Annotated in this window: 12 protein-coding genes; 6 read left to right on the top strand and 6 right to left on the bottom strand. The window is 56.3% G+C overall.

The annotated features are described in order from the left end of the window. The first annotated feature begins 40 nt into the window (after positions 1-40). On the top strand, positions 41-2,338 hold the full coding sequence (locus HUN04_13875; protein WDP90725.1) for a radical SAM protein: 2,298 nt from the start codon (positions 41-43) through the stop codon (positions 2,336-2,338). On the opposite strand, the gene HUN04_13870 is transcribed toward HUN04_13875, so the two are convergent. From HUN04_13870 to HUN04_13850, 5 genes are all read right to left on the bottom strand, one after another. After that, a complete protein-coding gene (locus tag HUN04_13870; protein ID WDP90724.1) occupies positions 2,314-3,870 on the bottom strand; it encodes a DUF3369 domain-containing protein in 1,557 nt (518 codons plus the stop codon). The two genes, HUN04_13875 and HUN04_13870, sit on opposite strands and share 25 nt — an antisense overlap. 94 nt (positions 3,871-3,964) lie before the next feature. Further along, a complete protein-coding gene (locus HUN04_13865; GenBank protein ID WDP90723.1) occupies positions 3,965-4,159 on the bottom strand; it encodes a DUF2892 domain-containing protein in 195 nt (64 codons plus the stop codon). A gap of 5 nt (positions 4,160-4,164) precedes the next feature. After that, a complete protein-coding gene (locus HUN04_13860; GenBank protein ID WDP90722.1) occupies positions 4,165-7,380 on the bottom strand; it encodes an efflux RND transporter permease subunit in 3,216 nt (1,071 codons plus the stop codon). A 5-nt stretch (positions 7,381-7,385) separates the two neighbouring features. After that, positions 7,386-8,498, bottom strand: a complete 1,113-nt coding sequence (locus tag HUN04_13855) for an efflux RND transporter periplasmic adaptor subunit (GenBank protein WDP90721.1) — start codon at positions 8,496-8,498, stop codon at positions 7,386-7,388. Between the two features lie 89 nt (positions 8,499-8,587). Next, positions 8,588-10,108: a sigma 54-interacting transcriptional regulator gene (locus tag HUN04_13850; GenBank protein ID WDP93289.1), complete on the bottom strand. Its 1,521-nt coding sequence runs from the start codon at positions 10,106-10,108 to the stop codon at positions 8,588-8,590. 139 nt (positions 10,109-10,247) lie between these two features. On the opposite strand from HUN04_13850, the gene HUN04_13845 reads away from it, so the two are divergent. Continuing rightward, positions 10,248-11,459 (top strand): GAF domain-containing protein, encoded by a 1,212-nt coding sequence (locus HUN04_13845; GenBank protein WDP90720.1) that lies wholly within the window; start codon positions 10,248-10,250, stop codon positions 11,457-11,459. Then, positions 11,459-12,556 carry a PAS domain-containing protein gene (locus tag HUN04_13840; GenBank protein WDP90719.1) on the top strand — a complete coding sequence of 366 codons (1,098 nt, stop codon included), beginning with the start codon at positions 11,459-11,461 and terminating at the stop codon, positions 12,554-12,556. The genes HUN04_13845 and HUN04_13840 overlap by 1 nt, the downstream gene beginning before the upstream one ends. 2 nt (positions 12,557-12,558) lie before the next feature. Here the strand turns inward: HUN04_13840 and HUN04_13835 are convergent, their stop codons facing one another. After that, positions 12,559-12,852, bottom strand: a complete 294-nt coding sequence (locus HUN04_13835) for a hypothetical protein (protein ID WDP90718.1) — start codon at positions 12,850-12,852, stop codon at positions 12,559-12,561. A gap of 135 nt (positions 12,853-12,987) precedes the next feature. Here HUN04_13835 and cobU point away from each other — a divergent pair, with 135 nt between their 5' ends. Genes cobU through HUN04_13820 form a run of 3 tightly spaced genes read left to right on the top strand, consistent with a single transcriptional unit; the run spans position 12,988 to position 15,280 of the window. Next, a complete protein-coding gene (gene cobU / locus HUN04_13830) occupies positions 12,988-13,554 on the top strand; it encodes a bifunctional adenosylcobinamide kinase/adenosylcobinamide-phosphate guanylyltransferase (GenBank protein WDP90717.1) in 567 nt (188 codons plus the stop codon). Further along, a complete protein-coding gene (locus HUN04_13825; protein WDP90716.1) occupies positions 13,554-14,516 on the top strand; it encodes a radical SAM protein in 963 nt (320 codons plus the stop codon). Before cobU ends, HUN04_13825 begins: the two co-directional genes overlap by 1 nt. Beyond that, positions 14,513-15,280: an adenosylcobinamide-GDP ribazoletransferase gene (locus tag HUN04_13820; GenBank protein WDP90715.1), complete on the top strand. Its 768-nt coding sequence runs from the start codon at positions 14,513-14,515 to the stop codon at positions 15,278-15,280. Before HUN04_13825 ends, HUN04_13820 begins: the two co-directional genes overlap by 4 nt. Positions 15,281-15,289: the final 9 nt, after the last annotated feature.

The following is a 15,289-nucleotide window of genomic DNA, read 5'->3' as shown; positions in this document are numbered from 1 at the left end:
GCGGATAACAGGGCTGAAAGGACAAGCATTGGCAAGGCAGATGAATAAGGTGGCGGGAGGACTTTTTTTACCGGAAAATACAGGGCACCTGGCCGGAGCGGCACGGGAGTTCCTGGCGGTTTACGGCACCCCTGCCCTCATGGGAGGGGCATGGGGCCAGCACTTTAAGGAAATGGTACCGGATCAGCGGTTTGACGGCCTTCTAACCCTTGCCGGATATGCCGGCGATCCGGCCGGATTTTTCATTGCCGTGGGAAAGCAGATTCAGGCGGCGGTTTCCGCAGGCCGGTCTGCCCAGGTCATGGTCAATGGAATGTGCCTGCCCGTGATGTTTTTGTACCATATTCTGGAGGCTGATGATCCCAGCCAGTCCCTGCTCACCGTAAAAGAGACCGAAACATTGGAAAATGCTTCGGGGTTTCCTGTTGAGAATCGGGGTGCCATGCAGGCGGTATTGGACCAGTATCCGGTGCGGCTTTCACGGCATGTGATCCGCCAGTCCCTGGTATCAGAAGCCGTTGCCGCCCAATACCTCCCTTTTACCGATGAGCTGGGTGCGGAAGGACATACCCTGACCTTTGACGGCCATTTTAAGCAGGGACTCATGGAGCAGATGTACCGGAACCGGGCCATCTTCCTTCTTGACATGCGCTGTCCGGTCTACTGCCGGTTCTGTTTCCGCAAGCACAAAAGCCTGAGAAAGGAAAAATCACCGGACCCAAAGGATGTGGCCGCGGCTGTTTCCCGGGTGGGGGAAAACCCTGACATAAAAGAGATCCTCATTACCGGAGGCGAACCCCTGCTCAACCTGAGGAATCTTGAGGCCGCCGTATCCGGCCTGCTTGATGTCCCCCATGTGGAGACCATGAGAATCGCCACCCGGTCCCTGGCCTATTACCCCCATCTCTTTCTCCACCACGGCCGGTCCCTTATTCACCGGCTCAAGGCGTGGCAGGATGCCGCCCGGAAGCGGGGCAAGGCCATTGAGGTGGGGGTGCATATGGTCCATCCGGACGAGGTGTCGGTGCCCTGCCTTGACATCATCTCCGAACTGACGTCATCGGGAATCCCGGTCTATGTCCAGACACCGTTCTTAAAGGGGATCAACGACACCGGTGAGGTCCTGGGCCGGCTCTTTACCCTGCTTCGCCATGCCGGTGCCGAGATCTATTATATCTTTACCCCCTGCCACCCCATCCACGGCACCCAAAAGTATTGGAGTCCCATTGGTCAGTCCATGGCCGCCTATGCACAGCTTCGGACCCAATTTTCAGACCGGGCCGTGCCCAAGCTCTGCACGGCCACCCCGCTGGGCAAAATGGAATGGCACACCAGCGGCTGGGCCGTGGCCCCCCATGAGACAGACCCGGACCATATATGGATCCGTACCCCCTATACCCGGGCCTATTTCAGAGACATGGTTCAACAGGGCGGGCAGTTCCCGGATATCAGAGAGAACCCGGGCGGTACCCTGGATGCAAAATGCCTCATTGACATGGGCGACCCAAATCTGTTTATCGGATCCCATGAACTGCCGGCCGATGCCGGCAGGCCCGCCGCCCCGGACGATTCTGTTGTCAAATCCATCACTGCCAACTGTTTTGAATCCCCGGATTTGATGGGGCCAAATTCCCCGGGGAACCACGGTACCCGACGGCTGCATCCCACCCGGCTGGAAACGGATCTCTCCTTTACAGAAGCGGCGCTGAATGATCTGGCTGATGACGAAAAAATTACAGATATCCTTTTGCGGGTGCCGGGGGCGGACATTGATGGCGATCTAAACCGGATATCCGGATTTGTCCGGGACCTGGCGGTGTTCGGGGACCGCCCCTTGTGCATCCGGATCCGGTGGCAGGCCTTTCAGGAAGTTCCCGGGGAGTTCACCTTTGACCATGTCAGCCGGATCGCTGACCTGGCATCGTTTGACCCTGCCCGGCCCCGCCGGGTGGAAATCGAGTCCTGGTGGCTGGTTCCATCCCAGGTCACCCAGGCCCATAAGGACTTGGGGAAAGCGCTGCTGGCCCGGGGGATTCCGGTATACGGCAATATGGTCCTGTTGTCCGGTGTCAATGATGATGGTGGTATTGCAGCCGATATGGCCCATGCCCTCAGGACGGCCCGAATTGATTTTCACCATGTCTATGTGTCGGGGCTGTTAATTCAGTCGGATTTTCCGCCGGTATCCCATGCCCGGGTGCTGGCCCTGGCGTCCCATGTCCGTATGGTCTGTTCCGGTCGTGAGATCCCTTTGTATGTGCATTGGACCCCTGGGGGAGAGGCCGACTTCGGGCTGTCCCCGGGGTTTTCTCTTCAGGCCGCCGGTTCATCCATGTAGGCGGCCCGGATTTTAAGGATTTCCGATTTATGCCCCAGGGCCGTATCCACTAAATGGGGATCGAATATCCTGCCCCGCTCTTCCCTGAGCAGGTTGAAGACTTTTTCAATGGGCCAGGCATCCTTGTACACCCGTTTGCTGGCCAGGGCGTCGAAAATATCTGCCAGGCAGGTCAGGCGGCCGGCCAGGGGAATTTTTACCCCTTTGAGCCCCCGGGGGTAGCCGGTGCCGTCCCAGCGTTCGTGGTGGGTATAGGCGATGTCTGCGGCCATTTTCAACAACCGCCGCTTCGAGGCGGAGAGGATTTTATACCCGATATCCGTATGGGTTTTCATGATATTAAATTCTTCTGTCGTGAGTTTGGCCGGCTTGAGGAGGATGGCGTCAGGGATGGCCATTTTCCCCACATCGTGCATGGGGGAGGCGGCTTTGATTAAATCGATTTCTTCGGCCGGGTATCCGGCCGCTTTTCCCAAAAGGCCGATGTACTCCGCCACCCGGATGACATGGTAGGCGGTTTCCTTGGACCGGCTTTCCACAATTTCTCCCAGCAGGTGGATGATCTCCTGCTGGGTCTCCTGGATTTCCTGGTTCAGATATCGATTGTCAAAGGCCACTCCCACGTTTTTGGTGAAAATATTAAGCAGGTCTCCGTATTCCGAATCCCTTTCCTTGCCGCACCCTTCCAGGTAGAGAATATGGTGCTTTTTTTTCTGGGTGGGGAAATAGCCCACAAAGTTATTGCCGAAATAGGCACTTTGACGGTTTTTGATGACCGCTCTGAACTGTTCTTCTACCTCCGGGTCCAACGCCATGCATTCATTTTCTTCACGCTCCCCTGTATATTTCCCGGTCGCGGCGATGAATTCGCACTCCCCTTCGGGACCCTGGGCCATGGTGAACCCTTCGTTGCGGATGTAAAGGGAATCCTGGAGGCTGAACAGGGCGGAGATCTGGGTGAGCACCCCCTGGGCCAGTTTTTTGATGGATTGCTGTTTGAACAGGTCGCCGGAGGCTTCGATGATGTACCGCAGGCCTGTGCGGTTTTTTTCAATGGCCTGTATATCCCTGAAGGAGCGGATGGCCGTGTAGATGGCTGTAAACAGGCGCTGGGCTGTTAGATCCGTTTTCTGTTTGTAGTCATTGATATCGTATTCCACAATGACCTTGCGTTCCGGAGCCTGGCCGGGCTGGCCGGTGCGCAGGATGATTCTCACCAGCCTGTTTTTCAGTTTTTCCCTGACCTCCCTGGCCACTTCCAGGCCGGCATGCTGGTTCTCCATGACCACGTCCAGGAGAATCACAGCCACATCATCATGAATTTCCATGAGCTGCACCGCTTCTTTGCCGGAATAGGCTGAGAGGAATTCCAGGCCTGCCCCTTCAAATTCAAAATCGTCCAGCACCAGCCTGGTTGCGGTGTGTACCTCGGGTTCATCATCCGCAATAAGGATTTTCCAGTTTTTTTTTGCCGGCAAAGACGGCGAATCGTCAGGGTCTTCCGGTTTAAACACCAGGGAGGTTTCGTTCATATCTGCTCCAGGGGTTTATTTTCCCGTTGTTGTGTTGATTCGTTCGGAATGATACCCCAAGTGTAAAACCAAGACATGGAATTTGTCAAGGAAACTATCCCCTGGGTACCTTGAATACCTTTTCCAGAATATTCTCAACGGGGCAGATGCCGGTGAATGCGGATTGGAAGAGATTAAGGCCCACAAAGGCGGTAAAAAGGTACCAATAAGGCGATACCAGCCAGCCCAGGGCCAGGCTGAGGAGGATAAAAAATCCGGCAATGGCCCGGATGCAGTCTTCCATTTTCATTGGGTTTACCTCGCTTTTTCCGATGACGGGTTATGATGGTTGCGGTAGACGGCAAAGTAGAACACCGGGATCACCACCAGGGTAAAAAGGGTGGAGGCGAAAAGCCCGAATATCAGCGCCCAGGCCAGCCCTGAGAAGACCGGATCCAGGGTGATGGGAAAGGCGCCGATGGCCGTGGTCAGGGCCGTGAGCACGATGGGCCGCATCCGGACAACACCGGAATCCAGAATGGCCTGCTTAAAGGGCGAGCCCCTGTGGACGGCATCCTGGATAAATTCAATGAGCACCAGGGAATTTCGGATGACGATGCCGCCCAGGGCGATCATTCCGATCATGGAGGTGGCCGTGAAAAATACGGGGTTGGAAAATCCCCCCACGGGCGCCGTAAAAAGGTTGAGGATGAAGAATCCCGGCATGATGCCCAGAACGGTTAAAGGAATGGCCATCATGATGAGCATGGGCATGAGATAGGAGCCGGTGTTCACCACCAGGATGAAATAAATTCCCAGAAGAGCGGCGGCGAATGCCAGGCCCATGTCCCTGAATACCCTCAGGGTGATTTTCCACTCCCCTTCCCCGGCCCACTGGATGCGGATGCCTTCGTCAAAGGGGATCTCCTTGAGGGTGGACATCATGTCCAGTACGGCCTCTCCCGGCGCCCGGCCGGCCATTTCCCCGGTGACGTAGACCACGGGTTCCATGTTTTTATGGTAGATGGGGGGCTGGTTTTGGGTTTCCCGGATTTTTGCCAGCTCCCCAAGGGGGATCAGTGCCCCGGATGCCGATCGGAGGGGAATGTTGGAAATGGAGACCCGATCCGATCGGGTCTCCCGTGGCAGGATCACTTTGATCCACAGGGGGTGGCGTTCCCGTTCCAGGTGAAGGCTGGCAGGGGCGGCGCCGCCCACAGCTGTCTTCAGGGTATCCAGGATGGTTTTGGTATCAATGCCGTGGAGGGCAGCCTTTTCCCGGTCCACGATGATGTCCGTCCTGGGGCTGGGATCTTCGGTCATGACCTGGATGTCGGTGACAAAGGGCTCCTCTTCCATTACCCTTTTGACGGTCCGGGCCGCTGCGATAAGGTCTTTGTAGGGGGTATCGTAGGATCCGTAGATTTCCGCCGTGAGGGTGGAGAGTACCGGCGGCCCCGGCGGCACTTCAACCAGCTGGATGTCGGCTCCGGCTTTTTTGGCAATGGCCTCAAGATCCTTTCGCAGGCGGAGCAGAATGGCATGGCTCTGCTGCTGCCGCTCCTCTTTGGGCGCCAGGTTCACCCGGATGTCTGCCAGGTGACTGCCCTTTCGGATGAAATAGTGGCGGACCATTCCGTTGAAGTCCATGGGGGAGGCAATGCCCGTATAGGAGACGAAATTGGTGACCTCGTTGACGGTTTTCAGATAATGTTCAAACTCACGGACCACCCGGTCGGTCTGTTCCAGGGCGCTGCCTTCGGGCAGGTCGATGACGATCTGGAATTCGTTTTTATTGTCAAAGGGGAGCAGCTTTAACGGGACCTGGCGGAAAACGGCCAGAGCACAGGCCCCTGCCAGCATGAGAACAATGGCCAGGGCCAGAAGGATCCGCAGCCAGCCCCTGTCCAGGAAGGGGGTGAGAACGGCCCGGTATAACCGGGCACCCGTGCCGGCGGATTTGGTTTCCTTTCCCTTGGAAAATTTTCTGTTTTTTAATAGATGGTAGGAGACCCAGGGGACAATGGTCAGTGCTGCCACCGTGGAAAAAGTGACGGTGAGGGGGACGTTCACGGCCATGGGGGCCATGTAAGGGCCCATCATTCCGGTGATGAAAAACAGCGGGGTAAAACAGACGATAATGGCCACGGTGGACATGATCACCGGGGGCAGCACCTCCTGCACCCCATCCAGGGTGGCCCTGAACGGAGACTGAAGGCCCATGCGGATATGGCGCTGGATATTGTCTACATTGGTGATGGGATCGTCCACCACAAGCCCCAAAGAGAGGATAAGGGCAAATAGGGTGACCCGGTTGATGGTGTACCCGAAAACGAAATTGACAAACAGGGCCAGGGAAAAGGAGATGGGCACGGCCAGGGCCACCACCACCGCCTCCCGCCACCCCAGGGCAACGGCCAGGAGCACCACCACCGAGAGCACGGCAAACCCCAGGGAGCTCAGAAGTTCATTGACCTTGGACCGCGCCGTCGCCCCGGTGTTCCGGGTGATTTCAATGCGTATGTCCCTGGGAATGATTTTCGCCTTCATGGTTTCAACTTCCCTGAGGATATTATCGGCCACAGTCACCGCGTTGGTCCCTTTTTTCTTGGAAAAGGCCAGGGTGACCGCGGGGTGGGTCTCGGGCATTTTTCCGGGCGCTTCCCTTTTGATTCTGTTGGAAAAACCGATGCGGGTATAAGACTCGGCTTCAACCGGGCCGTCTATAATTTCTGCCACGTCTGAAAGATAAACCGGCCGGTCCCCCCGGCCTGAAATCACCAGGTCCCCTACCTCATCCACGGAGGATAGAAAGGAACTGGAGGTCAGGGTAACGGATTGGTTGGCCTTGTTAAAGGTGCCGGCCTGAACCGATGCATCAGCCCCGGCCAACGCCTTTTTGATATCCTGGAAAGAGACGTTGAAGCCCTTCATCTTTTCCGGATCCGCCTCCACCCGGATTTCTCTGGGGCGCCCGCCGATGACGGCGGAACGGGAAATGTTTTCCAGCCGGGAGAGGCGGTTGGCCATCTCTTCGCCCACCCGCCGCAGTTCGTGGTCCGATACCGTATCGGAGTAAAGGGTGAGGGTGACGATGGGGACATCGTCTATTTCAACGGGTTTGACCACCCAGTTTTCCACGATGGAGGGCACCCGCTCCAGGCTCATCATAATCTTGTTATGGAGTTTTAAAATGGAGTCTTCCCGGTCTTCACCTACGAAAAATCGGACCGTGACCATGGCCGCCCCCCTGGCCGCCATGGAGTATACGTACTCCACTCCGTCAATTTCCCAGAGAATCTGCTCCAGGGGGGTGGCCACCAGCTGTTCTATTTCCCTGGGGGTGGCCCCGGGGGCACTGACATGGATGTCGGCCATGGGCACCACAATCTGGGGCTCTTCCTCCTTGGGGGTGATGGTCACGGAAAATATTCCCAGGCATAGGGAGGCCAGTATCAGAATGACGGAAAGCTGGGAAGAAAGGAATGTTTCGACAATACGGGTGAGGATGCCGGATCCGGAGTCATTCATGGCAGCTAAAATCCTATGGTGTCCTTGGGGGTAAGACCGGCGAGGATTTCTATCTTATCGTCGAATCTGCGGCCGGTTTTCACGTATACCGATTCAAATCCCTTGTCAGCGCGTTTCACATGCACCATTTCCAGCTGGCCTACCCGGGTCAGGGCGGCTTCGGGGATGAGCAGGGTGGCTTCCTTCTCCACGGGGATGAGGAGACGGCCGAACATGCCCGGATAGATCCCGGGGGTGTCCGGAAGGGCGGCCTTTACCAGAAAGGTCCGGGTGTCTGGATCTGCATATGGGGTAATTTCTTCAATGGTGGCCCGGGCCTTAGTGCCGATGGTCTGGATTTCCACATCATAGGTTTTTCCCTGGATGATTTCAGAGATCAGGCCTTCCCTGACCCGGGCTTCTAGGCGGAGGGCGCCGCTGGTCTGGATAACCACCAGGGGTTTTCCGGGGACGGCCAGGTCCCCGGGGTCAATGAGGCGCTCCACCACCACCCCGTCCGATGGGGAGCGGATTTCGGCGTACTCCGTTCCGATCCGGGCCTCCCGCACGACCTCCTCTGCCCTGCGGACGCCGGTGGCTGCGGCCCCCACCCCCTCTTTGGCCCGTTCCAGACGGGCCTTGGCCTGGAGATAGCCGGCCCTGTCGATCTCGAGTTTCTGGGAGGGAACCACATCCTTATCAAACAATGTTTTTGTCCTCAGATAGGCGGCGTGTGCCTGGTCCAGGCCGGCTTTGGCTTCATCCCTGGCCTTCCTGGCCTGGTTCAGGCCCTTTTTGGCATAGGCCAGCCCTTCTTTGGACTGTTCCAGCCGTGCGGAGAGCTGCCGGTTATCCAGAATGACGAGGACCTGCCCTGCCTTTACCCGGCTTGAGACGGCGACTTCCACACTCAGGACCTGGCCGGAGACCTGAGATTCAATACGCGTTTCCGTCAGAGGGCGGATGGTGCCCACGGCGGCATGGGTTCTGGCGATGTATTGCTCTTCCACCTGAACCGTGTGCTGCATGGCCGCCTGTGACGCAGGGGAGCCTTCGGACCGGCCCGGCGGAATGCTGCCGGAGTCGCAGGAATAGATGATCAGAAGTGATAAACAAAAAGCAAAGATATTCTTTTTCATGACACAGCCTTTGTGCTTTGGAGATGAACGGTTGTAATCACCCAATCAAATTAATCCCATCCCCGGGCGGCGTCAAGTTTTACTTGCCATCACCTGTAGTCTTTGTAATTGATGTTGTACCTGGCGGCCTTGTAGGAAAACTTTCTCACGGTGATATTGATGAGTTTGGCCGCCTTTTTGATGTTGCCCTTGGTATTTTTCAGGGAATCCATGAGAATTTCCTTTTCCAGGCCGGCGACGGCCTCTTCCAGGGATAGGGGCAGGGTCTTGGATTTGGTGCCGGTTTGGAGGGTTGCCGGCAGGTGGTATGAGTGGACCGCCCCTTCGTTGCATAGGATCACGGCACGCTCAATGCAGTTTTCCAGTTCCCGGACATTGCCGGGCCAGTGGTATTCCATCATCATGTCGATGGCCGGGGTGGTGATCCGTTTGATTTCCTTTTTATGCTCTTTTCTGTATTTTTCCAGGAAATGGTCGGCCAGAAGGATGATGTCGGTTTTGCGCATGCGCAGGGAGGGAATATAAATGGGAAATACATTAAGGCGGAAGTAGAGGTCGTCCCGGAATTTGCCCTGCTTGACCATTTCCTCCAGATTGGCGTTGGTGGCGGCAACGATCCTGACATCTGCCTTTATGGGCTTGTATCCCCCTACCCTTTCAAACTCCTTTTCCTGGAGGACCCTGAGCAGCTTGACCTGGGCGGCCAGGTCCATATTCCCAATCTCGTCAAGGAAAATGGTTCCCTTGTTGGCCAGTTCGAATTTTCCCTTTTTTTTCTGGGATGCCCCGGTAAACGCCCCTTTTTCATGGCCGAACAATTCGCTTTCAATGAGGTTTTCCGGGATGGCCGCGCAATTTATTTTAATGAAGGGGTAGTCGTGCCGCTCGGAGTTGTAGTGGATGGAGTTGGCCACCAGTTCCTTGCCGGTGCCGCTTTCACCCCGGATCAACACCGTGGCGGATGAAGACGACACCTGGGCGATCATCTGGAGCACCTCCCGCATCTTGTTGGAATTGCCGATGATATTGGCGAAGCTGTATTTGTTTTCCAACTCGGATTTGAGCCGGAGGTTTTCGGTTTTCAGCTGTTCCTTTTCCACCCGGATGGTTTCGATGTTGATGACATGGTGGGCGACCATGGCCGCGACCACCGAAAGCAGTTTTTCCCCGTTTTCCAGGGCGCGTTTCCCCTCGTAGGGCCGGTCCGCGGAAATGGCTCCCACCACCCGGTTCTCTTTTTTAATGGGCACGCAGATGAACGAGTAGTCCACTCCCTGGGTGGGTTTTCTGGAGTGGGTTTTATCCAGAAACAGCGGCTCTTCGCTGATTCTGGGGACCACGGCGGGCTTTCCCGACTGGATGACCTGGCCGATGATGCCTTCCCCGGGAAGATATTTGATCTGCTTTGTTTTTTCTTCTGAAATGCCGTGGGCCATTTCAATGCGAATTTCCCCGGTTTCAGAGTTTTTCAGGAAGATGATTCCCCTGATGAGGTTGAGGGATTCCGAGAGTACCGTAAGCACTTTAAACAGGGATTTTTTCATATCCATGTGCCGGCTTAAGGCCTCGCTGATTTCATACAAAAGTGAGGTTTGTTCAATGGACTTCATCATGGGACTTTGGCAACTTAAAGTTAACTCCAAATAATTTTCTACTAATTTAAACGGGTGCCTGCTATACTGGCACATACCGTTTTCCTGGGGAAAAATCAAACCCAAAAAAACGATGGCATAAAAGGGAGGGATGAATTTGGCAGACGGCAGTTCCAGCACAGAGACCAGGGAAAACAGAGATGATGCTAGAACCCTGGCCGTCCTCTATGAGATTTCCCATGCCCTTTCCCACACCCGTAACCTTAAAGAATTCTATGCCAGGATCCACAGTGCCCTGGAAAACATTTTGGATGCGAAAAATTTTTATATCGCCCTTCACCACAGGGAAAGGGATTCCATCAGTTTCCCCTATTATGAAGATGAAAAGGACGATATGCCAGAAGAAATTTTTAATTTCAGCGAGACCGCATCCCTGACCGGCCGGGTGATCGACGCCCGGGAACCCATGATTTTTTACGAAGGGGACATCATTGAGTTCGCCAGAAAAAGGCAGCTGTCCGTGATCGGGACGGTGGCCAAGATCTGGCTGGGGGCGCCCCTGATAATCAAAGACCGGGTGATCGGGGCCGTGGCCATCCAGAGCTTTGATTCTGCCGATGCCTATGGGGAAGCCGACCTTTCCCTGCTCAATATCGTGGCCCGGCACATTGCCTTGGCCATGGAAAGAAAGGACGCCGAAGAGAAACTCAAGGAACAGCAGAGGGTTCTGGAAACCATTTTGGAATCTTCTCCTGTGGGTATTTGTTTGGTTGAGGACCGTAATTTTACCTGGGTGAACACCCAGATGGTCAGGATGCTGGGCTATGATACCAAATCGGATCTCACCAATAAGAACGCCGCAATAATTTATGCCTCAGCTCAGGATTACGAAACCGTGGGGGGGATCATTCATTCCCAGCTGGAAAACAAGGATCGGGCGGATTTCGATTATGAATTGGTACGCAGGGACGGGACCCGGTTCCGGGCCCATCTGGTCATTGCCGGTGCTGACACCGCCGGAGGCAGGGACAGGCAGAGGACCATTGTGACCATTGCCGATCTGACCCAGCTGGAAACGGCACGGGAAATCCGCAGGGAAAAGGAGCGGCTCCAGGGGGTCCTTGAGATGGCCGGTGCCGTATGCCATGAGATCAACCAGCCCCTGCAGACCCTCCTGGGCTATACGGCCCTGTTTGAGACCCCAGAAGATATGCCGCCCAAGGCCATGGCCCAGATCAAGGCCCAGGCCGACCGCATTGGAAATATCACCCGGCGCCTTTCCAGGATCACCCGGTATAAAACCGTATCCTATCCCGGCGATGCCACCATCTTTGACATATGGGGCTCCTCATCCCCTAAAGAGTCTTGATGCCCTTATCCCAAAAAAGAGACACCCCGGACCGGTTGGCGAAAAAGGCCTCGGCCCTGTTGGAAATTTACCATGCCGTGCTGGATGACGGCGACCTGAATACCCTTTACCGGACCATCCAGGGGGCGATGGCGGAATGCCTCGGCGCCTCCGGATTTTATATTGCCCTTTACCAGGACGGGGGGCAGCACGTGGTCTATCGCCGGGGGCTCATTCCTTTCAACGCCGGCACCGGCATGGCAGGGAGTCTTCCAGACACCTGGATAAATTCGTCCTTGGCGATCTGGGGCAGTTCGGCCGGTGTCATGGCGGCGGAACTGCCGCCTGCCGCCTGCGGCCGGGCAGACGGGGCGCATCCCTTCGGGGATGTGCAATGGTTTGATGCCGTTGCCCAATACCTCTCCCTGGCCCTGGAGCGGCAGCAGGCCCGGATGCATGACAGGGGCTCACTTCCCCGTGCACTTCCCCTGGGTATGGCCCTGGTGGAGGACCGGATATTCAAATGGGTGAACCGGGAAATGGTCCGGATGTTCGGTTTCAATTCTGAAACGGATTTTCTGGATCAAAGTGTGGAGATGATTTACGGAGCGGCGGAGGCCTTTGAATTTGCCGGGAAAACCATTTTTCAGGAGATCACGTCAAAGGGCAAAGCCGACTATGAACTGGAATTGGTCCGGCGGGACGGCTCCCGGTTTCCGGTTCATGTGCAGTTGAATTCCGCGGGTACAACCCGCCTTGGCCGGCGGGCCATCCTGGCCTCTTTTACGGACATGTCCCGGCAAAGGGAAGCGGAAAGGGACAATGTAAAAAAGGAGCGGCTCCAGGGAGCACTTGAAATGGCCGGCGGCATCTGTCATGAAATGAATCAGCCCCTCCAGGCCATTATGGGATATTCGGAACTCATGAGCATGGATCCGGAATTCCGGATATGGGAAACGGGCATGGAGACCATCAGGACCCAGGCCAGCCGACTGGGAGAAGTGACGGCAGGCCTGGCCAATATCACCCGGTATAAAATTCTGGAATGCCCGGGCAATAAAAGGGTGGTGGATATCTGGGGGGCGGGGGCCCCTAAGATGGGGATGGAAATCAAATAGCGTCAACGGGCATCGGGGTCGGAGTCCGGACATGACTGGCCGTCACCGGCCAGGGAATTCAACTGCTTTTCCACACAGGCCCGCAACGCCCGGTCCGGATCCAGCTGCTCGGAGTAATAGTTGAGCACCCACCAGAGGCGGTTCAGCCTCTCTTTATCGTCCTGCCACCAGGAGATGGCCTCTCTGATGGCCTCCTGGCTGTCGAATTCGGTATTGATTTTAACAAAAAAATTGCGGCACATGGAGCGGGTCATGGGCTTGAGCCCCAGCGCGGTAGCGGTGGTCCGGCGTATCACACCTGCCTCCTGTATCTTCATTCGTTAAATCGGGCCAGGCTAATATCCTGTTTTTTTTAGGTTGCGCTTCACAGGGGGGATAATATATCCTTGCCCCGGTTTTAAGCCTGAATAGATATTAGCGGAGCATAATATATGAGGGAAGACAAATCAAGAATAACCCTGGTGATCGGCGGCTGCAGAAGCGGTAAAAGCCGGTATGCCCTGGATGCGGCCAACCGGCTGGCCGGGGGCAATAAGATTTACCTGGCCACTTCTGTGCCCACGGACCGGGAGATGGAACAACGGGTGGAACGGCACCAGGCCGAGCGGGGGCCGGACTGGCGGACCGTTGAGGAGCCGGTGCATATCCATGACGCTATTGCCGATGCCGGAGGCCGTGCCAGCGTGATTCTGGTGGACTGCCTGACTTTGTGGACGTCCAATCTGCTCTTCCAGGGGCGGGACGAGGCCGGAATCATGGATGCCGTGGATCTGCTGGGCCGTTCCCTGGAGCAATGCCCCTGCCCGGTCTATCTGGTTTCCAACGAAGTGGGGTACGGGATTGTACCTGAAAACAGCCTGGCCCGCCAGTTCCGGGATATGGCCGGACTGGTCAACCAGCGGGTGGCCCGGGCTGCGGACCGGGTCATCCTCACCGTGGCCGGCATTGAGGTTCAGATCAAACCCAAGTCCGGGGCGTCTGGGACAGGGGGATTCTGATGAAATACAGGCATTTATTCGGGCCGGTGGCCTCCAGGCGGCTGGGTGTTTCACTGGGGGTGGACCTGGTGGTGCACAAGGTCTGCAGCCTGGACTGTGTTTATTGCGAATGTGGAAAAACAACGGACCTGACCCTGGAACGGAAGGAATGGGTGCCCTTTGACCGGGTGCGCCAGGAACTGGATCATTATTGGGCCCACAATGAGGATCCCGACTATATTACCTTTTCCGGTGCCGGGGAACCCTGCCTGAACAGCTGTCTGGGCCGGGTCATTGATTATATCAAAGATACAAGGCCCGGCATACGGGTGGCGGTGCTGACCAATGCCTCCCTGCTGGCCCATGCCGGTGTCCGCAGGGAACTCTTCCGGGCGGACCTGGTGGTGCCCTCGTTGGATGCCGTGTCTCAGACCGCTTTCAGGAAAATCAACCGGCCCTGTGCCGGCCTGAAACCCGAGGAGATGGTCCGGGGAATCACTGCGTTTAAAGAAGAATTTACCGGCCGGGTCCACCTTGAGATATTTATCCTGCCCGGGGTGAACGATACCCCAAAAGAGCTGGGATTGATTAAAGCGGCCGTCTCGCAGATCGGGCCCGATCGGGTTCAGCTCAATTCCCTGGACCGGCCCGGTACCTGCGATTTTATAGTGCCTGCCGGCCGGGAGCGCTTGGAAGAGATCCGGGAGTACCTGGGGCCGGAAAATGTAGACATTATCGCCCGGGTGCCCCGGGCGGGCAAAACCGGGGAAAGAAGGATTGGTGAGGCACTTGAACGTGCCGTGCTGGAAACCATCCGCCGCCGGCCATCCACCTGCATCGATCTCTCGGATATGCTGGGGGCGGCACCTGAAGACGTACAGGCCCTGCTGGACAGACTCACACAGGGCGGGAGCGTGATATCCCGCACCCAGGACAGGGGTGTTTTTTATCAAACCGTTAAAAGGGAGGGGCAGGACCAATGAGCACCACCGGCCGCAAGGGTATTTTTGAAGATTTTAAATCCTGTCTCACCTTTATTACCATCCTTCCTGCGGGCAGAAATGTGGCCTATTCCCCGGTGGGCATGATCCGCTGTTTCCCCCTGGTGGGCCTGGCTATCGGCACCCTGCTGGTACTCACCGACCTCATGGCCTCGGCACTATGGGCACTCCCTGTGGCGGCTTTGGTCGATCTTGTCTTTCTGGTGGGCGTCACCGGTGCCTTTCACCTGGACGGACTCGGGGATACGGCGGACGGGATGTTTTCCCACCGGGGGCGGGAGCGGGCCCTGGAAATCATGAAAGATTCCAGGACCGGGATGATGGGACTGGTGGCCGTGGTCCTGGGACTGGCCCTGAAACTGGCCGGGCTCTGGTCCGTAAAAATCAGTGCCGCCCCCTTACAGGCCATGGGGATTTTCCTGGTGGTTCCGGCCTATGCCCGGGCGTCCATGATATTCGGCATCAAATACCTGGATTACGGCAGAAAAGGAAAAGGAACGGGTAAGGACCTCTTTGACCGCCCGCTGGGGCTCGGGGATTTTTTCTTCTGCCTGCTTCCCCTGTTTTTCTCCCTGTTTTTGGGGTATAAGGGCCTGGCCGTGAACATTGGCTTCGGACTGGGCCTGGTGTTGGTTTTAAAATTTTATAAAAAGAATATGAACTGCATTACCGGCGACATGCTGGGGGCCATGACCGAAGTCATGGAAGCCTGGCTCTTTCTTGTGGCCGGCATCGCAATGATTTGATAACAGGAA

Origin of the sequence: Desulfobacter sp. (genome assembly GCA_028768525.1) — a bacterium.
Taxonomy (GTDB): domain Bacteria; phylum Desulfobacterota; class Desulfobacteria; order Desulfobacterales; family Desulfobacteraceae; genus Desulfobacter.
This window is presented reverse-complemented; position numbering and strand designations above follow the sequence as displayed.

What these genes read in the sequence shown, in the direction of transcription:
- HUN04_13875 (WDP90725.1), top strand. Translation starts at nt 41, where the DNA reads ATGAATAAGGTGGCGGGAGGACTTTTTTTACCGGAAAATACAGGGCAC.
- HUN04_13870 (WDP90724.1), bottom strand. Translation starts at nt 3,870, where the DNA reads ATGAACGAAACCTCCCTGGTGTTTAAACCGGAAGACCCTGACGATTCG.
- HUN04_13865 (WDP90723.1), bottom strand. Translation starts at nt 4,159, where the DNA reads ATGAAAATGGAAGACTGCATCCGGGCCATTGCCGGATTTTTTATCCTC.
- HUN04_13860 (WDP90722.1), bottom strand. Translation starts at nt 7,380, where the DNA reads ATGAATGACTCCGGATCCGGCATCCTCACCCGTATTGTCGAAACATTC.
- HUN04_13855 (WDP90721.1), bottom strand. Translation starts at nt 8,498, where the DNA reads ATGAAAAAGAATATCTTTGCTTTTTGTTTATCACTTCTGATCATCTAT.
- HUN04_13850 (WDP93289.1), bottom strand. Translation starts at nt 10,108, where the DNA reads ATGAAGTCCATTGAACAAACCTCACTTTTGTATGAAATCAGCGAGGCC.
- HUN04_13840 (WDP90719.1), top strand. Translation starts at nt 11,459, where the DNA reads ATGCCCTTATCCCAAAAAAGAGACACCCCGGACCGGTTGGCGAAAAAG.
- cobU (WDP90717.1), top strand. Translation starts at nt 12,988, where the DNA reads ATGAGGGAAGACAAATCAAGAATAACCCTGGTGATCGGCGGCTGCAGA.
- HUN04_13825 (WDP90716.1), top strand. Translation starts at nt 13,554, where the DNA reads ATGAAATACAGGCATTTATTCGGGCCGGTGGCCTCCAGGCGGCTGGGT.
- HUN04_13820 (WDP90715.1), top strand. Translation starts at nt 14,513, where the DNA reads ATGAGCACCACCGGCCGCAAGGGTATTTTTGAAGATTTTAAATCCTGT.